This window comes from Rhodococcus sp. DN22 (assembly GCF_036669995.1).
GTDB lineage: Bacteria > Actinomycetota > Actinomycetes > Mycobacteriales > Mycobacteriaceae > Rhodococcus_F > Rhodococcus_F erythropolis.
Genome location: NZ_CP133326.1, coordinates 3,638,329 through 3,660,895 on the forward strand (window position 1 = coordinate 3,638,329; position 22,567 = coordinate 3,660,895).

Sequence of the window (22,567 nt, forward strand, 5' to 3'; positions counted from 1 at the left end):
ACGTATAGGCCTCAGTCGACGCGCGGACCGGTTTCGATCTGCGGGACTTCAATCGATCGATACCAACTGTCACGCGAGCGGGCCATGCCGCTGGCCCCCCGATCCCCTGGTTTCACGGCCAGAACCTGATGAATCGTAAGCCTGTGCGGCTCCTCGAAACCCAGGGCACTGGCAGCGAGATACAGCAACCAGGTACGCACCCGGGGAGCACCGACCTGTAAGACCGATGCGTCCCAGTTCTCGCGGAGGTTCTGCACCCATGCGCGCAGTGTCAGTGCGTAATGCTCGCGCAACGCTTCGCTGTCACGCGTCTCGAAACCCGAAAGTTCCAGCGCATCAATGGTTTTACTCAACGGAAGGATCTCACCGTCCGGGAAGATGTACCTGTCGATGAAGCTGGGACCGTCATCGACGTTGTCCGACAACGACTTCACCGCGGCGATGGCATGATTGAGCAGACGACCCTGCGGCACGAGCAGGTCGTAGAGTTTTGCCGTGTACACCGGCAAATTGACCAGGCCCACGTGCTCGGACATGCCGATGCTCGAAATCGCGTCGTAAGGGCCGTCGTCGACGTCGCGGTAGTCCTGCACCCGAATCTCGATGCGATCGGTCAAACCCGCGTCGGCAACTCGCCCCTTGGCGTATTCGACCTGCTCGTTGCTCAGCGAGACTCCGACGACGTCGACGCCGTAGTTCTGGGCGGCGTGTAATGCCATCGATCCCCAACCGCAGCCGACGTCGAGCAGTCGCATTCCCGGCTTCAGATCGAGCTTGCGGCAAATCAAGTCCAGCTTCGCGTACTGAGCAGCTTCGAGGGATTCGACACCTTCCGGCCAGTATCCGCACGAATAAACCATGCTCGGCCCGAGGAACAGTTCGTAGAAGCGATTCCCGACGTCGTAGTGATGGGAGACAGTCGCCGAATCGCGTGATCTACTGTGCCGCTTGCCTCGCTTACTACGCATCTCGATCGCCGGGGGTGACGGTGGTGGACCCACCGCTCCCAAGCCGGCGAAAGTACCGGCGGCGCGAACAATCGAGCGCAGCGGCAACGTCGACAAACGATTCTCACCGAGCCGCGTGACCAGTTCCGGAACGTCGAGGAGCGCGAAGATATCGCCGTCTACGTCCAGATCGCCGGAAACGTACGCCCTCGCCAGCCCTAATTCGTTGGGAGAGTAAAGGACCCGCCGTAGGGCACGCCGATTCCGGAAGTGAACCTGCGCAGCGGCGTCCGGTGGCCCTGCCTCCGAACCGTCCCAACATCGCACGCGAACCGGAAGCGGAACCCCGATCACTTCCTCGAACACCGTCAAAATCTTGGCCGCGGCACCAGTCACTGATCAACCCTCCGACAAAGATGGTTAGCCGATGACAGAAAACTTACGCCCGATTCGCGAATCTTTCGCGCCATTTGTCCGAGTTTTGGACAGTGTTCATCGCGGTTTCGGTATTCATCGCCGAGTTCAGGGCTCCACCATTCCGGCGAGGAATTCCACCAGCAGTCTCTTCGTGACCTCACGTGGCAGCGATTCCACTGCCGCGAGGACGGCCGCCATGTCCAAGGGAGAATCGGAAGAGCCCCGAGGATCCAGCCCCGCCGACGTCAACGCTGCCGCGACGGCGTCACTGGGCAACGCAAGAACATCGGCGACGGTGACATCGCCACGTTCGAATGCTCCGGCCAACTCTGCCAGGGCCGGCGGCGCCTCGGCTGCCGCCGAGCCGCGAACGTCGTCGGCACCGAGGACGAGTGCGCTGGTCAACTCGCCGAGCACAGATTCCGTCACCGGGGTGACGGTGAGGTGGGTTGTTCGAGGCAACGTCGTCCCGTCAGGTTGCGTCGACGCCGGCTGCCCTTGAAGGACGAAGCCGCGAGCACCGACAGCGCTCACCCAGCGATGCGGATCCACTCGCCGTTCGAGCGGCACGGAATCGTCGGTAGCGACCGCGAACAGTGGTCCCACCGGCGAGCCCACGACGCGAAGACCCTCGATTGCCTCGACCGTGCCGATCAGTGCACGAGTGGCCCGCTGCGCCCGGGACACCAATTCGGCGTACCCGGATTGCCCGAGGACTTGCGAAATCGCCCAAGCACCGGCAAGAGCAGCAACGGATTTGGAACCGAGAAGCGTGGGATTGACCACCGGGTACCCCGGCCAGTCCGTGAGTCCGAAATACTGCTTGCGATGCAGATCTCGCCCTCGGTGCAGCAGGACCGAAACGCCTTTGGGCGAGTATCCGTACTTGTGGAAGTCGACGGACATGCTGGTGACCCCGGGCACCCGGAAATCCCAGGGTGGCAGATCACCCCACCACGGCAACGCAAGCCCACCGATGCAGGCGTCGACATGCAGTGGAATCGAATGTGCACGAGCAACTTCCGCGACATCGGCGATCGGGTCGAGCGCCGCGAACGGGTAGCTGGGCGCGGAGACGACGATCAAGACCGTGTCTTTCCGAACTGCCGTCGCAATATCTTGTGCGCCGACGCGCCCCGACGTGGGATCTACTGGTACCAGGATCAGTTCCAGTCCGAGCAGGTGAGCTGCCTTGTGGAAAGCGGCATGCGCGGTGGTCGGAAGAACCAGCGAACCCTCACCCGGCGGGAGCCCACGGAAGTCGCGAGCTGCCTTGACGGCCAACACACAACTCTCCGTTCCGCCGCTGGTGACATTGCCGACGACTACGCCTCCGGCGTCTGTATCTGCGGCTGGGTCTGAAGCTCCATGGAGGAACTCGCGTGCGAACGCAACCAACTCACGCTCCATCACCGCGGTGGACGGGAACACCGTCGGGTCGAGACCGTTGACCGGCTGAACCAATCGAGCTGCGTCCGCTGCCAACTCGTCGAGCGCTGCGAGGCCGCTGTCGTACACGTACGACAGAACCCGGCCTCCGTGCGTCGGAGCGTCCTGCTCGCGAAGCGAACGCAACCGACTCAAGATGTCGGCCGCCCTCTTCTCGAGGTTTGCGCTCTCGACGATCTTGCCCTGAAGTTCCTCGGCCCGAGTGGAACTCATCGTTCACCTTTCGTTCTCGTGAGTGGATTCTTGTTCGGTGCGGTAATTCCGCAATACGACCAGGCTGATCGCAACCAGGATCGCCGGCACGACCGAGAAGCCGAGGGCAATTCCGGTCAGCGCCGATTCCGGTTGCACGACAGTCTCGCCCGCAGTTTTCGAGACGAAGCCGGTCACCGCGAGTACACCCAAGAACACCGCGGGTCCCAGGGCAAGGCCTGCGGTTTCCGCGGCGGTCCAGATACCACTGAGCGAACCACCGCGTTGGCGCCCACCGATTCGCGCGTCGTCCTCGATGACGTCCGGAAGCATCGCCAGCGGGAACACCTGCATGCCGGCGTAGCCGACGCCGGCAAGCGCGACGGCACCGTAGATCCACGAACCCGCGTCGACAGCCGCAAGCGTCAACAACGCCGTGGCGACGACGAACAGAACCGAAGACACCACGTAACCGCGAAGCTTTCCGTACCGATGCGAGAACCGGTACCACAACGGCATGACGACGAGAGCTGGTCCGACGAGTGCAACGAACAGACCGGTGAGCGCACCTTCGTTGCCCATCACATAGGTCGCCAGATATTGCGCACCCGCCAACATCACGGCGGTGGCAAGAGCTTGGAGCACGAAGACGCTGACCAGCAATCGGAACGCGCGGGTACGTCGTATCGCGTCGAACCCGTCCCGGTACTGCGAGAGCAACGAGCCGACCGGCGCGTCCGCGTGAGTCACCGTGTGGCGCGCGGCTCCGCGAACTGCCCAGATCATTGCCCCGCACATCAGCGCCGACACCCCGATCGCCATGACCAGATAACCGCGTGCTCCGCCTCCGGCAGCATCGCGGAGCTCGGGTCCGCCGGCGCCGATGACCAGAATTGTCAGGGCCAACACCGCAATTCGAACCGATACCAACCGAGTGCGCTCGTGGTAATCGCCGGTCAACTCGGTCGGCAACGCGATATATGGAACCTGAAAGAGGCTGTAGGCACTCGCCGCGAGCAGGAAGAAGACGAGCACCCACATCGCCCCGACTCCGGGGCCGGCCGACACCGGGGCCGAGAACGTGAGAATGAAGAGCAACGGCAGTCCCAGAGCGCCTGCGAGCATGAGTGGCACTCGCGTACCGGTTCGATGAGAGCTTCGGTCGCTGATCGACCCGATCAGCGGATCGATCAGGACGTCGGCGATTTTCGGGACAATGACCACAAGCGACGCGAGCGCCGCGGCAACGCCGAGCGTGTCGGTCAGGTAGTACGCCAGTACCAGACCTGGCAGAACACCGAATCCACCCGTACCGACACTTCCCGCTGCGTATCCGGCCACCACACCACGCGAAAGCCTGTCGGGCGATCTACCTTCACGAAGACGTACCGGTTTGTCTGTAGTCACCGTCCACACACTAATGTCACGACTTCGTACCGCGAGGGCAAAAGAATCCCGATGACCAGAAGTCGCTCACTCGGACGGGCCTGGCATGCCAGACTGTGACCCGATTCGCACACGAAACGAAGGTCTGAAGACGATGGTTGACCCACTGCGAGAGATCTGGTCTCCGTACGGAGTCACGATCACGTGTGGGCCCATCACCTTGCTCCCTGTGCGCGACGATCATTTCCCCGAACTCACTGCGCTGGTCCGAGCCGGCATTCACCCTGCCGAACAGATGCCGTTTCTCGTCCCCTGGACGGTGGGCACTCCCGACGAAGTGTCGCGAAGATTCATCCAATACCACTGGTCGGTCCGCGGAGCGATGACCATGACCGACTGGAAATTCGAAACAGCCATTGTCGTCGACGGAGAAACCGTCGGCTGCCAGGCGTTCGCCGCGACGGACTTTCCTACCAGTCGTACCGGTGAAACCGGCTCGTGGATTGGACGCGGGTTCCAAGGCCGGGGTGTCGGCACTCTCGCCCGACAGGCAATCTGCGCATTCGCATTCGACTCTTTGGGTGCACGAAGCGTGGTGTCATCGGCATTCACGGACAACCCCGCCTCGATCACGGTGTCCACCAAAGTCGGGTACCGCGCAGACGGCACAGTAGAGGAGTTGGCTGCCGACGGTCGCATGACCGTGCGTCGTCTCTTCACCCTCAGCCGCGAAGATTTTGTCGCACCGCCGTATCCCGTCGAAGTGACCGGCGTGCGCGCGTTCAAGACGATGCTCGGCATCGACTGAGCGAGCTACCCGTGCACCGTGAGAACCGAGAGAGCAGCGACAACCGGAAGACCAGCGACAACCGGTAGAACAGACACATGGAACCCTCCGACATGATGGCCGCAGTCACCTCGTCCATGCGCGACCGTACCGGGCGCACCCTCGAAGAATGGGTTGAGGCCGTACGGACGTCCGGGGTCGACCCGCTCGATCAGAACGAAGTGCGCAAGTGGCTGAAAGCAGAGCACGGTGTGCCGCAGAATTCGCAGTGGGCAATTGCATTCGAGACTGCCGAACAGTCCGGATGGGTGGAGCCGACCGTCGAGCAATACATCGACCAGCAGTACAGCGGCCCGAAGGCGGCACTGCGGCCGATCTTCGATGCAGCCCGACGTCTGATCGAAGAACTCGGAACCGATGTTCGGGTCGAAGGCCGCGGAACCTACACGCCCTTCGTTCGCGCTCGCCAATTCGCCGCCATCGCAGCGGCCACCAAGGCCCGAGTCGACCTCGGACTACGTTTTGTCGAGGTCCCCGAATCCGAACTTCTTGTCCCGGCCAAAGCTCCCGGGCAGTCGACCCACAAGATCGGGCTCAGCAGCACCGCAGACGTGAACGACGAAGTCGGATTGCTGACAGCGATCGCGTATCAACAGAACGGCCGGTAGGTCACTCACTCACCGCCACGCAAACGCTCACCTGCAGGCTGCACGAAAGTCCCTGTTCTCCTTGTCGGAGAACAGGGACTTTCTTCACCGCGGGGGAAGGTCGCTGCGACGTGTCAGCTCAGGCCGAAGAGCGCGCCGATGATGGTCCGAGCAGCCTCGAAGAGCGCGTCGACGGACGGAACACCGATTTCAGAGCTGATGGAAAAAAGGGAACCCAACATACGATCCTCCGGAGATAGTTTCTGAATGGCTTACTGCCACAAGGGAAATGCTACAGATTCTACTTGCGGAACTGAAGCAAGGGGACCACGGGAGTGACAATTCCGGACCAAAGTCCCGGCCCGTTAGATCTACTGCACCCCAGTATGATTGCGATCCTTCGAATCCGAATCGACACCTTCGAGATAGCCGACGAGAACTTGGGCGACCTCTGCCAACACCTCAGTGCTCGACATTTCCGAGTGGGAGCAGTCGACCAGGTACGCCCGCAACGGCCCCACCAGTTCGGACCACCTTTCGACCAGGTGACGATGTTCAGGCAGATCATGCTGCGCCACAAACAGTTCCACTGACCCGAAATAGTGCCTCGGCGTGTGGTCCCGAACGATTCGCGACAGTTTTTCCACCCGACCCACTACGGATTCGAGTACCGTATCGGAAAGGAAATCCATACCGGTCTGCCTTCGGATCTCTGCCGCAACGTCTGTGAAAGTCAGTGCTGCAGTGTCAGTTTCAACCTCGGATAGCCCGATCTGCGCGAACAGTTCGGAAGGTTTCGGAGCCGCTTGTACCGATGGCATCATCTCCGGTAACAGCGCGTCGAGCATGACAACCGAACCGACCAGATCGCCGGCCTCTTCGAGCTGGCTCGCCATCTCGAGCGCGATCGTTCCGCCGGCAGACCAACCGAGTAGATGGTATTCACCCGACGGCTGCACCGTCCGTACGGCATCGACGTACCCCGACGCCAACTCCGCCACCGTGCCTGGCAATTCACCTGCTCCCGTTGCCTGGATGCCGTACACCCGTCGACCCCGCAGCTGACCGACGAGTCCGGCGTAGCACCAGGCGATTCCGCTGACCGGATGCACACAGAACAACGGCGGCCGTTGGTCATCGGGGTCGCCTCCGAGCATGACGACCGTGTCCAGCGGATCCGAACGAAGCGAATCACCCTCGAAGACATCGGCATGAACGAGATCCATCCGAGAGGCAAGCTCCGCCACAGTTCGGTCGGTGAAAATCCATTGAACCGGGAATTCCCTGTTCAGGCTCTCACGCAAGCGCGTAGCCACTCGAACTGCACCCATCGATGTCCCGCCGAGCTCGAAGAAGTCGTCGTAGCGGCCGACCGATATCGCGCCGGTCACGCCCTCGAATGCCTGTGCCACGTGACGTTCGGTATCCGAGATGGGTCGATCCACACTCGACCCTGGCTGCGGTGAAGGAGCAGGAAGTGCCGCTGCGTCTATCTTCCCCGAAGCGAGCAACGGTACCTCGCCCACTATCGTCACCGACGAAGGCAGCAGGTGCTTCGGCAGCAGGCCGGAGACGAACCCGCGAAGCTCCGATTCCGTCGCCGAACCGTTTTCCGCCAACGTCACATACGAACGGAGCTCAGCGGATCCGTGCCCGTCGTCACAGACAACGGTTACCGAGAAGGCCACTGCTCCATGGCTTGACAGAGCCGCGTCGACCTCCGCCGGTTCCACGCGGACACCCCGCACCTTCACCTGCGCGTCGTTGCGACCCAGGTACTCGAGCGCTCGGTCGTGACGCCTACGACGCACGAGGTCACCCGTGCGATACATCCGAGTCCCCACCGCATGAGGATTGGCAACAAAGCGCTCGGAAGTCAGAGCCGGGGAAGCGACGTACCCCCGTGCCACATTCTCACCGGCGAGGAACAGTTCTCCCGCAACGCCATCCGGAACCGGTCGGAGCCTCTGATCGAGAACAAATGCTGTCGTACCAGGGACTGGAGTGCCGACAGTGACGTCCGCGTCAGTGATCCGTGCGGAAATCGATGCCGCGATCGTTGATTCGGTCGGTCCGTATCCGTTGACGATGCGATGTCGGGGTGACCACGCCGACGCAAGGCGCGCAGAGAGCGGCTCCCCCATCGATTCGACGATCAACGGTTGCACTGCATCCGGATCGACTGTCGCCAGGACCGTCGGCGTCACGATCAGATGTGTTACGTCGGCGGCTATCAGCAGATTCGTGAGTTCTTCTCCCCCGTAGACGAAGTCGGGAGTCAGAATCAGCGTTCCACACCCTGCAGCCGCGAGAAGGATCTCGATCACCGACGCGTCGAAGGTCGACGACGCCAATTGCAGGACTCGGGGGCCACGCTCGAGCTCGGCGATCTCGGCGTGTGCGGTGCAGACGTTCATGATTCCGCGGTGTGAAACCTCCACGCCCTTGGGTCTTCCCGTGGAACCCGACGTGTAGATGACGTAGGCGAGGTTGTCGGGGTGAGCCGGCGTTGCCGATACCTCGGCAGCGCCACCAGCAGTGCGGGATTCGTCCATCGCCACCCACTCGACGCACTCGGGCAAACTCTCGGATGCACCTCCCGCTGTCAAACCGACAACCGAACCGCATTCCTCGACCATCGTCTGCCGGCGCGCTGTCGGCAGCGCCGGATCGAGCGACAGCCACGCTGCGCCTGCACGCGATACTGCCCACAACGCAACGATCCACAGATGCCCGCGCCCGAGCGCAACGGCCACCACGTCGTCGGGTCCGATTCCTCGGACCACCAACTCGCGTGTCCAGTGCGACGACTCCTCGTGCAGGTCGCGGTAAGTCCAGCGTCTGCCGTTCTCTTCCAGCGCGACGCCGTCGGGCGCCTGACGCAGAGCGCGTTCGAAAATGTCGGCAATCGTCAGAGGTTCGACGTGGCGAGGATTCGCAGCAGTCAGCGCCGAGCGTTCGAGTCCGGACAGCAGTTCGATCTCCCCGATCACAATCTCGGGTTCCGCGGTCACTGATTCGGCGATACGTCTCACCCGCTGCATGAACAGTTCCGCGGTCGACTCGCGGAACTTCTCCGTCGCATACAGCAATCGAATAGTCAGACTGTCACCGGTGTCGACCAGGTCCCACGTCAAGTCGTAACCGGTCGACGCCCCTGCGTTGTCGATGTCGAAGACGGTAATGCCGTCGATCTGCGGCAACTCCAGCGCTCGCCGGTACGCCAGCATGACCGTGAACAGCGGATGCTCGTTCATCCTGCGCGGCGGATCGACCTTCGCAACGACGTCGTCGAACGAGACGTCCGCGTTCGCCATTGCTTCCAGATCGGCACGGCGAACCTCGTCCAGAACAGCAGCGAAGCGATCGGTGGAGTTGATCCTCGTGCGCAATGCAACAGTACCCACCATCATTCCGGCGACGCTCAGCAGCGCCGGATCGTTCCGCAGACTCACAGCTGCTCCCACCACGACGTCGTCCGTGACGCACTCGCGAGCGAGCAGCACGGCAATCACGCTGTGGACGACCATGAATACCGTGACGCCATGCGAACGAGCCAACGCCGACAACGCGTCGTAGGTGGCGCCGTCGAGGACTTCCGTAACCATCTCCTCGGATCGTGAAGACACGGGACTCCGGGGGTTGTCGACGGGTAGAGCCAACACATCCTCGACGCCACAAAGTGTGTCTGACCAGTAGTCGAGTTGCCGGTGGGCCATGCTGAGAGAATCCTCGGGGTCACCCAAGCTCTCTCTCGCCCAGAAACTGTAGTCGCCGTAGCTGATCTCCCCCGACGAGCGATCCCAGGGAAGACCTGCCGACCTGGCCTCGAAGGCTGCCACGAAATCGGTCAGGATCGGGCCCATCGACGCTCCGTCGATCGCGATGTGGTGAACAACGATGACCAGGACCGTCAGTCCTGCAGAGTCGACTCCTGCCTTTTCGGTGAACAGACGCACACGGAACGGAACATCTCGTTCGAGATCGAACGGCACAGTCGCGAATGCCGAAGCGCTCGCACGGATATCGCCGACGTATACCGCAGTGAGATCGAATGCAACAGAGTCCATTTCAAGTTGTTGCGGACCGAATTCGCCCGGAACACAGACAGTTCGCAATACGGCATGGTGATCGACGACGTCGCCGAGGGCGCTGCTCAAGACCGAACGATCGATGTCGTCTGCCAGGACCGCTGCAAACGTCAGGTTGTACGCAGTCGATTCCGGCTGAAGCTGATTGATCAGCCAGAGTCGTTGTTGCGAGGGCGCCAGCGGGGCCGGCTTGCCGGGATCACGTCGAGTCAGTTCGCGGCGTTTGCCATCGGACGCGCTCGCCGACAGCCACTGAGACATCGCTCGCGGCGACGGATTGTCGAAGACGGCGCGAACAGGCACATCTCGCGCGAAGATCGAGGCGAGTCGACCTGCCACCGCTGCCGCGGCCAACGAATCACCACCTGATTCGAACAGGTTGTGCAGAGCGCCGAAACTTCCGGACACGTGTTCCGACATGACAGCGGTGACGAGTTCCTCCGAAACCGTCACTGCTGCATCGGGCGCCTGGCTCTCGAACACATGGCGCCGCAACGCATCTGCATCCAGTTTTCCGTTCGTCGTGAGCGGGATCGACTCCAATACGACCACGCGGCCGGGCATCAGATACGCAGGCAACATCGCGGCCAACTCGATTGTCAGCTGATCCGCCTCCACACCATCGCCAACCGCGCACGCAACGGCGATGTCGTCGACGAGGACAACCGCCGCAGCCTCGACGCCCGTGCACCGACGCAGAGCTGATTCGATTTCGGCGGGCTCGACGCGGATTCCTCGCACGCTCATCTGACGGTCGGAACGTCCGACGAATCCGAGCGTGTCATCCGTGCGGCGATGAACCAGATCACCGGTCCGATAACGGCGGTGCCCACCGGGTGCTGCGATGAACGACGTGGCGGTGCCGGCAGGATCTCCGGCATAGCCCATCGCAAGCCCGGGCCCGCTGACGTACAACTCACCGATCCCGGCCCACGGCACCGGACGCAGTCGCGTATCGAGCACCTCTGCACCGATTCCGGCGAGCGGGACTCCGATGGTGACCCGATGATCCACTTCGGCGACAGTGGTGACCACCGTGCATTCCGTCGGTCCGTACGCATTGAGCATTCGCGCGCGGCGACTCCACGCACGCGCGGTGGAAGGTGAGAGCACATCGCCACCGACTGCCACCACCTCGAGCGAATCGAACCGCTCCGGAGCCATCGTGTCGAGTACGGCTGGAGTGGACAACATGTGAGTGACGCCGCGTTCTGCGACGAATTCTTCGAGTGCCCTTCCGCCGAAAGCCTCCCGAGGAGCGACCGCCAAGGTAGCCCCGGCGCCGATCGCCAACATCATCTCGAGGATTGCTGCATCGAACGTCGGTTTGTAACCGTGCAGCACAACCGATTCCGAAGTCACGCCGTACTTGCGGACAGCATCGTCGGTCAGCAGGCCCAGTCCTCGGTGTGTGACTGCAACGCCTTTCGGTTCACCGGTCGACCCGGACGTGTGAACAACGTACGCGACTGAATCCGGATACTGCCGACCGGGAACAGGGCTGCGATCGGAGAGGACGGTGCGCAGCTGCTTCAGACGTGCCGGCGGCAGGTCGGGGTCGATCGGTACGAATGCCGCGCCCGTCTTCGAGATCGCCAACATTCGGACCAGGTACGCGATAGTCCGTACCGCCGGAATCTCGTACACGGCACCCGGTCCTGCTCCCCGGGCCACCAGTTCCCAGGCTTGGGCATCCGAGGCAGAGTCGAGTTCGGCATACGTCACCGTGCGGTGTCCGTCGTCGAGAGCAATGTTGTTCGGGAATCGCGCCGCGGTGGCGGCGAAGATCTCGGTCAGCGTGCGGGACGAATCGACCTCGGCAGCAGTCCAACTGGGCGCCGCGCCCACCACGAGATCCGAAACGAGTACTGGTACATCCTCGGCAATCGAGGTGAGCACTCTCGACAGCTGTCGGGTAACCGCGTCGGCGCTCGAAGGATCGAATGCGCTCGCGGCATAGATGAGCGCTCCGGTCAATGAACCGTCGTCAGCGGGTGCGAGCGAGACATGCATGGGGAACTTCGTTGTCGCGGTCTCGATTTCGCGAGCCTCGATCGTGAGGCCGGAAACCTCCACGGCAGGGATCGCGAAGTTCTGCAGACCCAGCGCAATCTGGGGAGTTCGTCCACCGAGCAGCTCACCAACCAACTCGGCAGGAACAGAGCTGTTTTCGAACGCTGCCACATCAGCATCGAAAGCTGCACCCAACAGAAGATCGATCGGCACGTCCCCGTCGATCCGAAGGCGAAGAGGCACCGTATCCACGAACATGCCGACCACGCCGTCGAGCTGAGGCGCCCGCCGTCCGTCGACAGCTGTCGCGATCACGACATCGGGATTTCCACTCAGCTTGGCAAGCACCACCGACAACGCCGCATGAACCACCGCGAACAGCGAGACCTTCAATCGGTCGGCTCGCGCCTGCAGTGCCGAGGTGATGACGGCTGGTATCACGAAGTTCACTCGCTGCGCTAAGGTATCCGGCCCGCCATCGGAGTGATCCACCGTCAGCGGAGACACAGATGTCACACCGTCCAGCGTTCGGCGCCAGAACTGCTCGACGACAGGGGAAACGTCACGTGCTGCCTCCCACGCGGCAAAATCCCCGTACTGGATCGGCAACGGAGACCATTGCGAATCCAGTCCAGCTCGTCGCTTGCCGTACGCGGTCAGCAGGTCGCCGACCACCGTTCGCATCGACACCCCGTCGACTGCGATGTGATGAAAGCTCACTGCCAGAACGTGCCTGACCGGTGACACCTGGAGCAGCATCCAGCGCACCGGCAGGTCTGCCGCTACATCGAAACCACGCGAGCCGAACTCTCGCAGCAGCACCTCGACCTCGATGTCGGCGACCAGCCGCGTTTCCATTGTCACGGAGGTCGGAGGATCCACGACCTGAACCGGTGGAGTGCCCGGATACCGGGTTCTGAGGACATCATGACGACCGACAAGATCCGTTGCTGCCTGACGCAGCGCCGCCGCGTCGAGTTCACCGTCGATCTCGATGCAGATCGGCAGGTTGTACGCGCCGCTCGCCGTGTTCCGCTGATTCAGTACCCACATCGCACGCTGGTTTCGTGACAGGGGTGCGGGCGTGGGGTCGCGGCGCGGTTCCAGTCGGACAAGATCGGTCACCGAGTCGTTCTGCTCGAGCGAATCGAGCCGGGCTGCCAACGCCGCAACTGTTGGATGCTCGAATACGGTCCTGAGCGGAACAACCAGCCCCAGAGTACTACTCAAGAGCGAGGTAACCTCCGCGGCCGACAGCGAGTTGCCCCCGAGCGAGAAGAAGTCTGCGTCGCGGTCGTCCTCATTCCCACCGAGGACGGAACCAAAAGCTCCGGCTACAACACGTTCGGTGGCGGTGGCCGGCCCCTCTGCACGGGAAGCATCCAGTGTCGGAGACGGGAGACGGGCGAAGTCGACCTTGCCGTTCCGCATCGGAAGCTCGCCCTCGATGTCGACGATGGCATGCGGAACCATGTACGTCGGAAGGACTTCTGCGGCGGCAGCGCGAAGTTGACCAGTGTCAACTCTTTCGGCACCTGAACTTCTCACGTAGGCGACCAACAGAGGACTTCCACCTTCGGCCGACCGAACCCCGACGACACAGAAGTCGACGTTCGCGACAGACTGAATGACTGCCTCGATCTCACCCGGTTCGATCCGGACACCGTTGACCTTCACCTGCACGTCGGTTCGCCCGAGATAATGCAGGCGATACGTATTTCCCTCGGATTTGGGGCTTTCCGGCTTCCACATCACCAGGTCGCCCGTCCGGTACATCCGGGCGCCTGAACCGGTTGCCACGAATCGTTCCGCAGTTCGGGCCGGTTGGCCGGCGTAACCGCGAGCGAGCATTCGACCTGAGAGATACAGTTCGCCGGCGACTCCCGGCGGCACCGGTTCGAGTCGATCATCGAGCACGACGGCGTCGACCCCGGCCAGTGGATACCCGATCGATCCGTCGTGAGTGTCACCCGACAGTTGTTCGATCGACAGTGGTTCGGTAGCAAGCGAATACATCGTCGACTCGGCAGGTCCGTATCCGTTGATGACTCGGCGTCCGGCTTGCCAGCGCTTCGCCAACGCGCCGCCGAGTCGCTCGCCCCCGAACATCACCGTGGAAAGGTCCGGCAGCGAAGGATCGCCGATCGAGGCGACGACAGTAGGTGTGGCGCACAGATGAGTAATTCGCTCGCGCCTCAGTGCTGATGCGAGTCCCGAGCCGAACAGTTCTTCGTTCTTCGCCAGAACGAGCGTGGCCCCGGACGCACTCGCGATGAGCACCTCGAGCAACGTCATGTCGAATCCTGGCGCTCCGCGATGGAATACGCGAGAACCTGGCCCAGCCGAGAATCGACCGGGCAGGTCTTCGGCGATCACACCGAGCCCGCCGTTGGTCACGACCACAGCCTTGGGGGTTCCGGTCGTTCCTGACGTGAAAACTACGTAGGCCGCCAGGTTCTCGGAATATTCGCGCACCGAGTCGGTGACTTTCTCACCACCAGCGTCTTCAGCACCAGCGTCTTCACCACCAGCGTTGCGGCCGCCGATCGCTCCGGTGCCCAGTGTTTCGAGGACATCGCGTACTCGCGCCTGCGGCTGTTCCGGGTCCGTCAATGCCGGAGCTGCACCGACCTTCGCGATTGCCCACAGTTGCACGATCGACGCAATCGACCGATCTGCAGTCCAAGCAGCGACCTGGTCGACTCCAACTCCCCGGGAGCGCAACTCGTCGGCTGCGACATCCGACTGGGCATCGAGTTCCCGGTAAGTCAGTGTGTTGCCCTCACCCTCGACCGCCACAGCGTCCGGGGCGGATTCGACGCCGAAGCGCAGCATGGAGGCAAGTGTCGTACCGGAAAGTCGAGATCGATCAGGCCGGTCGACCGCGCCGTGTGCGGGGACGAGAAGAGCTCGTTCCGCACTGTCCAACAGGTCGATTTGCCCTACGGCGACATTCGGGTCGACAGACACTTGATTCAGGAAGCGCTCGAACCGGCCCGCAAAGCTCGATACCGTCAGATCATCGAATAGATCAGCGTTGTAGACGAATTCGAGACCGAGTTCGCCCCCGACCCCCTCGTCCGTGACGTTGACCTGCAGATCGAAATTTGCGTGCCTGACTTCAGGAGCAATCTGTGTGATGTCCAGCCCTGGTATCGACCACGCGGCGGTCTCAGCAGTTCGGAACGAGAGCGCCACCTGGAACAACGGATGTCGCGAACGCGATCGCGGTGGGTCGATCAGATCGACCAGCGATTCGAAGGGCATCTCTGCGTGCGCGAACGCCGCTACGTCACGCTGACGAACCTGCTCGACCAACCGGCCGAACGAGTTCGACGGATCGACTTCGGTTCGAAGAACAATCGTGCCGGCAAACATGCCGACCAGCTCGTCGAGTTCAGGTGTGACGCGTCCGGACACAACAGTGCCGACAGCTACGTCATTGCTACCGTTGTACCTCGCCAACAGCGCCGCGAGAGCGGCGTGTACAACCATGAACATGGTCGCGTTGTTCGATCGTGCGAGTGTCTGAAGGCCCGTTCGTACCGAACCTGAGATCTCCACCCGACAGCTCGACGCACGGGCGAACGTCGAACGTGGACGATCGAGGGGAAGCGTCACCTGCTCGGGAAGTCCTTCGAGAGCCTGCATCCAGTAGCTGCGTACCGTCTCGGGAATCCCCGATTCCCTTTGCCATGCACTGTAATCGGAGTATTCGAGCGCGAGCGGCGACCACTGCGGAGCGTGCTGCGCCGAGCGGGCGATGTACGCCGCAGTGAAGTCGCGGACCAACAATTCGAGTGATCGAGCGTCGGCGGCAATGTGATGGACGACGACAGCCAGGATGTGCTCGACAGGTGAAACCTGGAGAAGTGCCGCACGTACGGGCGGATCAACGGTGACATCGAAGCCCGAACCCACCAGTTCTGCTACACAATTCTCGGCGTCGCCGCCGTCGAGTGCCTCGAGCTGAAAGGCCGGAAGCGCATCCTCGGCGTCGAGCACCGTCTGAACCGGGCCGCCGCCGACAACCGGGTACACGGTCCGCAGGGTGCGATGGCGATTGATCACGTCACGAATTGCCAGTTCGGCCGCAACCACGTCCAGCTCGCCTGCCAAGCGCAGCACGATCGGGATGTTGTATCCGGCGGAGTCTGTATCCAACTGATTCAGAATCCACATTCGATGCTGGGAAGCTGACAGGTGCACTTCCGTGTTGTCCGAACGAGGCCCCAAGGACACGTCAGACGCGTGCTCCGCGCCGGTTCGCCCTACACCTATCCGCGCAGCAGCGATGTCTGCGAGCTGATCGACGGATGGGTGCTCGAACACATCGCGGACGTCGAGGTTGCAGCCCAGGGCGGAGTTCAGACGCGACGAAAGACGAGTGGCGATCAAGGAATTGGCGCCTTGATCGAAGAGGTTCCGGACCGGATCGACATGCGGAACTTCCATCAAATCGCTCAGAATAGCTGCGACTGTCTGCTCGAAGAAGTCTCGCGACTGCCGAGTCGGCTGCGTGAGAGACACCGGGGTCGGCAACGATGCTCGGTCGATTTTGCCGTTGATCGTGACCGGTAATGACGCGAGCGCCATCAAAGCCGACGGAACCATGTGCGCGGGCAGCAACGAACGAGCAGTCCGCAAGACGCCGTCGAGGTCGTGTCCGCTCCCCGGGGTGATGTAACCGACCAAAGTCGGCCCGCTGTCGAGTTCTCTCACCACTACCGCGGCCTGCTCCACCGACGTGTGAGCCAACAGCGCGGATTCGACCTCGCCCGGTTCGATGCGGTAACCGCGCAGTGCCATCTGACCGTCGGCGCGGCGAACATATTCGAGTCGGCCGGCTCGCCAACGGACCAGATCGCCGCTGCGGTACATCCGTGATCCATCGAATCCGGGTTCAGGCACGAATCGCGAAGACGTCATCGCGGGTCGACCCAAGTAGCCTTCGGCCACCTGCGGACCCGCAACATACAGTTCGCCGACAGATCCCGGAGGGACGGGCTTCAACGACGCGTCCAGTACGTAGCTGCGCAACCCTGGTAGTGGGGACCCGATCGGCGAGACAGTCTCGTCACCGGGGACAAGGTCGAAACTGGTGACATGGACTGTGGTTTCGGTGATTCCGAACATGTTGACGCCCCGCACGTCCGGGTGCCGATCGAACCAAGCCTCCACGCGCCCGGCGTCGAGGCGATCACCGCCGAAAACAATCGTCCGGAGCGGAAGCAGCATTTCCTGCGTGACTTCCGCCAACGCATAGAAGGCGGCCGGGGTCTGATTGAGAACGGTCACTCGTTCCCGCACAATCAGATCCGCGAATCTTTCGGGTGAGCGCGCGACATCACCGTCCACGATCACGAGGGATCCGCCAGTGGTCAACGAACCCCACATCTCCCAGACCGAGAAGTCGAATGCGTACGAATGAAACATCGTCCACACATCTTCGGCGTTGAAGTCGAAGATCTCTCGGGTCGAGGCGAGCAGCGCCAACACGTTGTCCTGAGACACCACTACGCCTTTGGGAGCTCCAGTTGATCCGGAAGTGTAGATCACGTAGGCGGCGGACTCCGACCGTGCAACGGGCCAGTCGGCCGTAGCGTCAGTCGTCTCGTCCACGAAGATGACCAGTTGCTCGTACCCAACGAACCGCCCAGCAGATTCGTCCGTCGACAGAATCGCTTTCGGGCCTGCATCGGCAAGTACGTAGTGGATACGAGCGTCGGGATACTGCAAGTCGATCGGTACGTACGTCGCGCCCGCGCGAACGACAGCGATGATGGCTACGACGAGGTCGACCGATCGAGGCAGGGCGACCGCCACGCGATCACCGACTCGAATTCCTCGATCGATCAAGACAGCGGCAAGGCCCTCCGAACGAACTCGCACCTCTTCATAGGTGAAACGAGTATCGCCACTCGACACCGCGATTGCATTCGGATGCCGGGCTGCGACGGCCCCGAAGAGGTCAGGAGGCGACTGCGCGACAATCGACGGCGCCGGCACCCGAGCCGACAATTCTTCGCGTTCCGCAACACTGAGAACATCGATGTCACGCAACATGATTGACGAGTTCTCGGTAATCGAGCCACACACTCGACGAAGCCGCTCGACCCAGCTCTGCACGGTGCCTGCATCGAACAAATCGTCGGCATATCGGAATGTACCGCGAATACCGCTCGCGTCTCCGTCAATCGTACGATCCTCGCGCACAGTCACTTCGAGGTCGAAGCGAGGGTGCACGGGGGGTAGCGGAGTGCCGTGCGCCGTCAGAGTTCCCATCGCGATCTCGGAGTCGGGCGCTACCGGATCGACAGCGAGAACAACTCGGAGGAAAGAATTCTTCTCGCCCACGGCCCCACCGACCGCACGGTCGACCACCCAGTCGAACGGGACGTCGGCATTGGACAGGGCCGCCACATCAACCTCGCGCACCCGAGTCAAGAACTCACCGAACGTGTCTCCGCCGCGAAGGAGCGTTCGCAGCGCGACGGTCCCGACGAACATACCGACGACACCGTCGAACGAAGGATGCGTTCGTCCGGAGGTCGGGGTCCCGATGACCACATCGGACGCACCGGTGATCTTGCTCAGTGCGATCGCAAGGCAAGCGTGCAACACCATGAAGGTTGTGCAGTCGTGCGCGCGAGCGATCTCGTTCAGCGCCGCATGGATAGGTGAGGGCAACTCGAACGTCACGTCCCGAGCCGACGACGGTTGGTCCGGCCGGCGGGATCTGTCCACGGGAAGCGCCAGAGTCGGATCAACACCGGCGAGTGTGTCGGACCAGAATTCCAGCTGGCGTCCTGCCAAGCTCTGTGGATCCGCGGGATCACCGAGAATGGTTCTGTGCCAAGCGGAATAGTCGCGGTAGTCGAGAGCGGGCGAAGGCCAGATCGGCGACCGTCCGTCGGCGCGAGCGTCGTACGCCGCGATGAGGTCCGAGACGATCGTCGCGAACGAAAGGCCGTCCAGGGCGATGTGATGGGCAACCACGGTCATGCGGTGGTCGGCATCGCTGCCGGAGGCGAGGATCAAGCGAAGAGGCGTATCGGTCGCCAGGTCGAAACCCGCCGCAACCAAATCCGCTGACGCAGCCTCGTAATCCTCGGACGCAACCTCGATCAGAGTCACCGGAGTCGCGGTCGCAACCTGGATCGGCCACGCGTCGTGATTCTGGTCGAACGAGAAAACAGTACGCAAGACGAGATGGCGATCGGTCAGGTCACCTACCGCCACCCTCATCGCCTCGATATCCAGAGCACCACTGAACGCGACTTCGAACGCAATGTTGTACGCCGACGACTGGGGATCCAGACGATTGAGTAACCATAGGCGTTGTTGCGCCGGTGCGATTTCCACGACGAGGTCGTCCGAAATGCGCTGGGGTTCCTCCACCCACTCCGCCCGCCCCGCACGGATCACCCGGGCCAGGCGCGCCGGCGTCGGGGCACCGAACACGTCCCTCACGCCAACCCGTCTTCCGAGGGCGGAACTCACTCGCGCGGCAACATACACGGCGTCGAGTGAACTACCGCCCCAGGCGAACAAGTCGGAGTGCGGTCCGAGAACTCCGACGCCGAGGACCTCGGCCATCACCGAGGCAATCAATTCCTCGTCGTACTCGATCGGACGGTTGACCGCCGCGCGCTGCTCGGCCGGCGCGGACGACGCCGGTTCGGGGAGCGCTGAACGGTCAGTCTTTCCATGGCTCGTGACGGGCAATGCTGCCAAAATAGTCACCGAACTCGGCAGCATGGAACGAGGAAGTCGGGAAGCCAGATGATCGAGCACCATCGTCTGGCTCAACGGATGAGCTGCACCTTCGGCCACGGTCACATACGCCGCAAGCGACCCGGATCGCTCGACCACCGCTGCTTGCGCAACGCCGGGAGTCGACAGGAGCACAGCCTCGATCTCGCCCAGTTCGACGCGTACTCCACGGATCTTGACTTGTTGATCAGAGCGACCCAAGAACTCGAGTTGACCGGCATCGTTCCATCGCACGACATCCCCGGTGCGGTACATGCGCTCACCAGCGCCGGCAGCACCGAAGGGCGCAGCTACGAAACGCTCCGCGGTGAGCATCGGAGAAAGGTACCCTCGCGCCAGTCCGTGTCCCATCACGTACAGCTCACCCACGGCGCCGACCGGAGTCGGACGCAACCACGAATCCAACACCACAGCGGAAACGCCGTCGATCGGACGCCCGATCGGAGTATCACCACCAGGCTCGAGTGGCTCGCTCATGAATGCCGCGACGGTCGCTTCACTGGGCCCGTACGAATTCACGATGTCGACGTGACTCGACCACGCATCCACGAGCGCTCCCGGCGGTCGCTCGCCGCCGACGTTCAAGACTCGAAGTTCCGGCAAAGCCCGAGGATCCATCGTCAACGGAACCGATGGCGTCGAGTTCAGGTGCGTGACACCTTCGAGCCGCAAATAGTCTTCGAGGTCCACTCCGCCGATCAATCCGGGAGGAACGATCACTGCGGTCGCGCCGCAGCCGTGCGCAAGCAGAATCTCGAGGATCGCCACGTCGAACGATGTGTTTGCAAGGAGCGCGACACGGGAGGAACTATCGATGTTCAGACGCCGTGCGTGAGAACGCAGCAACGGCACAATGCCTCGGTGCGTGACCGCGACACCCTTCGGTCGCCCGGTAGAACCAGAGGTGTAGACCACGTAGGCGGTGTCGTCCAGAGACAGGTCGGCGATAGATGAACCCGCCCCCACGCGTCGATCCACCGGCCCTTCGACGGTCTCGTCGCCACTGGGATCAACGACGCACACCCAAGCCGGCACGTCCACGAGTTCGCCACCGACCACAACCGACACGTCGGCGTCGTCGAGAATGAAAGCGACACGCTCGGAGGGTGTTTGAGGATCCACGAAAAGAAGGACAGCACCAGCCCGCACTACCGCGTGGAATGCAACTACGGAATCGGTCGAGCGCTCGGTGAGGATCCCGACGACGTCGCCTCGTCCGACTCCGTTCTCCACGAGCAAGGCGCAGAGTGATTCCGCGCGAGCGCCGAGCTGGTCGTAAGTGACGTCCACACCTTGCTCGCGGATCGCGACAGCACTCCCCTGCCCTGCGCCGCCTCTGATGACCGAATCGAGCGTCGCGAATCCGTCCGTCCGCGGACCCAGCGCGGGGACCAGATCCTTCACTTCATCCGTCGAGAGGATGCGGAGGTCACCGAGCGCACGGGTAGCCGAGTCGAGGAACCCTTCGAGTAGCCGAACGAACTGACGATGATGCATCGCCAGGTCACGTTCGCCGTAGAGGTGCGGATTGGCTTCGAAGGACAGGCGAACGTTCTCCCCCGCGATCGACGGATAGATGCTGAAGAACAGGTCTTCGGTGGGTCCGGATGTGAGGACGTGAAATTCGCCGACGACGTCACCGAGCCGAATCGCTTCGTGAAACATCATGACGTTCACGGCCGGGCCCGCCGCCTCACGGGATCCGCCCTGCCCCTCCTGGAAGCCCATGTCCTCGTAGCGGAATCGCTGGTGGCGTAGTGCACCGGTCATCTGAACCGAGATCTGACGCACCAGTTCTCGTGGCGACAGATCCCGTTCGAGTTGCGCACGAACAGGCACGATGTTGGACAGCATCCCACCTGAACGTCTCGACGTCGCCGTGGTGCGGCCGGACACCGGCAAGCTGAGGACTACGTCATCGGAATCAGTCATGCGACCGAGATAGGACGCGAATGCACCGACGAGGACCGCCACCTCGGACGTAGTCCACTCGGTCGCGACATCCGAAAGCTGTTTTGCAAGAGTTGGATTCAGTGTCCGAACCATCATGCGCTGCGGCATGGACGTCAGCCCGGCGCCGTCGGCGAGGCGAACCGGGCGGGGCAGGCCTTCGGACATCTCCGTCCAGTACTGCTCGTCCGATCGATACCGCGACGAGGATCGGTAGTCGACGTCGAGGTCATGCAGTGCACGTACCCCGAAACCACCGAAAGGAGTCAGCGTCTTGCCATGAACCAGATGCGAATAGCGCTCGGCCACCCGAGCGGTGAGTGTCATCGCCGCATGTCCGTCGAGCACGAGGTGATGGGCGTGCGAGTACCAGTAGTAGTGCTCATCTGCCAGGTGAAGCAAGGTCGCCGAGATCAGGCGGTCAGACATCACGTCAAGTGGCCGTGAGTATTCCGCTGTCATCCACTCGTTCGCGCGCTGAACCGGGTCGCGGTCGCTGCGTAAGTCGAGGTATGCGAGATCGTCGACGATCGAATGATCGACGACCTGTGCCGGCTCGGCATCGGTAGCGACGAGGCGAACGAACGGCGACTCCAATTCATGACATGCCGTATTCGTTGCCTCGATCAGCGCGTCGACGTCAACCGGTCCGCGTAGTTCCACGTACTGAGCCACCACGAACGGAGTTGACGGACTCAATTGCTGCGCGAACCACAGCGCGAGCTGAGCCCGAGACAACGGAAAAGCACTCAACCCGTCACCTCACATTTCACCAGCCTTGTTTTTCACGAACGTTCGGTGGCTGATCACGTGAATCCATGGGAGCGAACACCACGAACGGCCGAACCGAACCCTACTGTCTCGTCTAAGTTTTCACCACTGGGCCAACACTGCTAGACATGTCGACGCAGC

6 protein-coding genes are annotated in these 22,567 nt (G+C 62.2%); 2 read left to right on the forward strand and 4 right to left on the reverse strand.

The genetic code is table 11. The annotated features are described in order from the left end of the window. Positions 1-11: 11 nt before the first annotated feature. From RA302_RS16540 to RA302_RS16550, 3 genes are all read right to left on the reverse strand, one after another. Positions 12-1,343 (reverse strand): cyclopropane-fatty-acyl-phospholipid synthase family protein, encoded by a 1,332-nt coding sequence (locus RA302_RS16540; protein ID WP_054187182.1) that lies wholly within the window; start codon positions 1,341-1,343, stop codon positions 12-14. 126 nt (positions 1,344-1,469) lie between these two features. Further along, positions 1,470-3,026, reverse strand: coding sequence for an aminotransferase class V-fold PLP-dependent enzyme (locus tag RA302_RS16545; protein ID WP_176742016.1), 1,557 nt, complete (start codon positions 3,024-3,026; stop codon positions 1,470-1,472). A 3-nt stretch (positions 3,027-3,029) separates the two neighbouring features. Continuing rightward, the gene (locus RA302_RS16550; RefSeq protein WP_042925076.1) at positions 3,030-4,421 is read right to left on the reverse strand and encodes an MFS transporter; all 1,392 of its coding nucleotides are present in this window, start codon (positions 4,419-4,421) and stop codon (positions 3,030-3,032) included. A gap of 124 nt (positions 4,422-4,545) precedes the next feature. Here RA302_RS16550 and RA302_RS16555 point away from each other — a divergent pair, with 124 nt between their 5' ends. Both RA302_RS16555 and RA302_RS16560 read left to right on the forward strand, forming a co-directional pair. Beyond that, a complete protein-coding gene (locus tag RA302_RS16555) occupies positions 4,546-5,199 on the forward strand; it encodes a GNAT family protein (protein WP_338477318.1) in 654 nt (217 codons plus the stop codon). Between the two features lie 77 nt (positions 5,200-5,276). Continuing rightward, positions 5,277-5,846 (forward strand): DUF5655 domain-containing protein, encoded by a 570-nt coding sequence (locus RA302_RS16560; RefSeq protein WP_070161662.1) that lies wholly within the window; start codon positions 5,277-5,279, stop codon positions 5,844-5,846. Between the two features lie 350 nt (positions 5,847-6,196). Here the strand turns inward: RA302_RS16560 and RA302_RS16565 are convergent, their stop codons facing one another. After that, positions 6,197-22,408, reverse strand: coding sequence for an amino acid adenylation domain-containing protein (locus RA302_RS16565; RefSeq protein WP_338477319.1), 16,212 nt, complete (start codon positions 22,406-22,408; stop codon positions 6,197-6,199). Positions 22,409-22,567 lie beyond the last annotated feature (159 nt).

Bases quoted from the DNA above. Each gene is read 5' to 3' on its own strand.
- RA302_RS16545 (WP_176742016.1), bottom strand. From the start codon at position 3,026: ATGAGTTCCACTCGGGCCGAGGAACTTCAGGGCAAGATCGTCGAGAGC.
- RA302_RS16555 (WP_338477318.1), top strand. From the start codon at position 4,546: ATGGTTGACCCACTGCGAGAGATCTGGTCTCCGTACGGAGTCACGATC.
- RA302_RS16560 (WP_070161662.1), top strand. From the start codon at position 5,277: ATGGAACCCTCCGACATGATGGCCGCAGTCACCTCGTCCATGCGCGAC.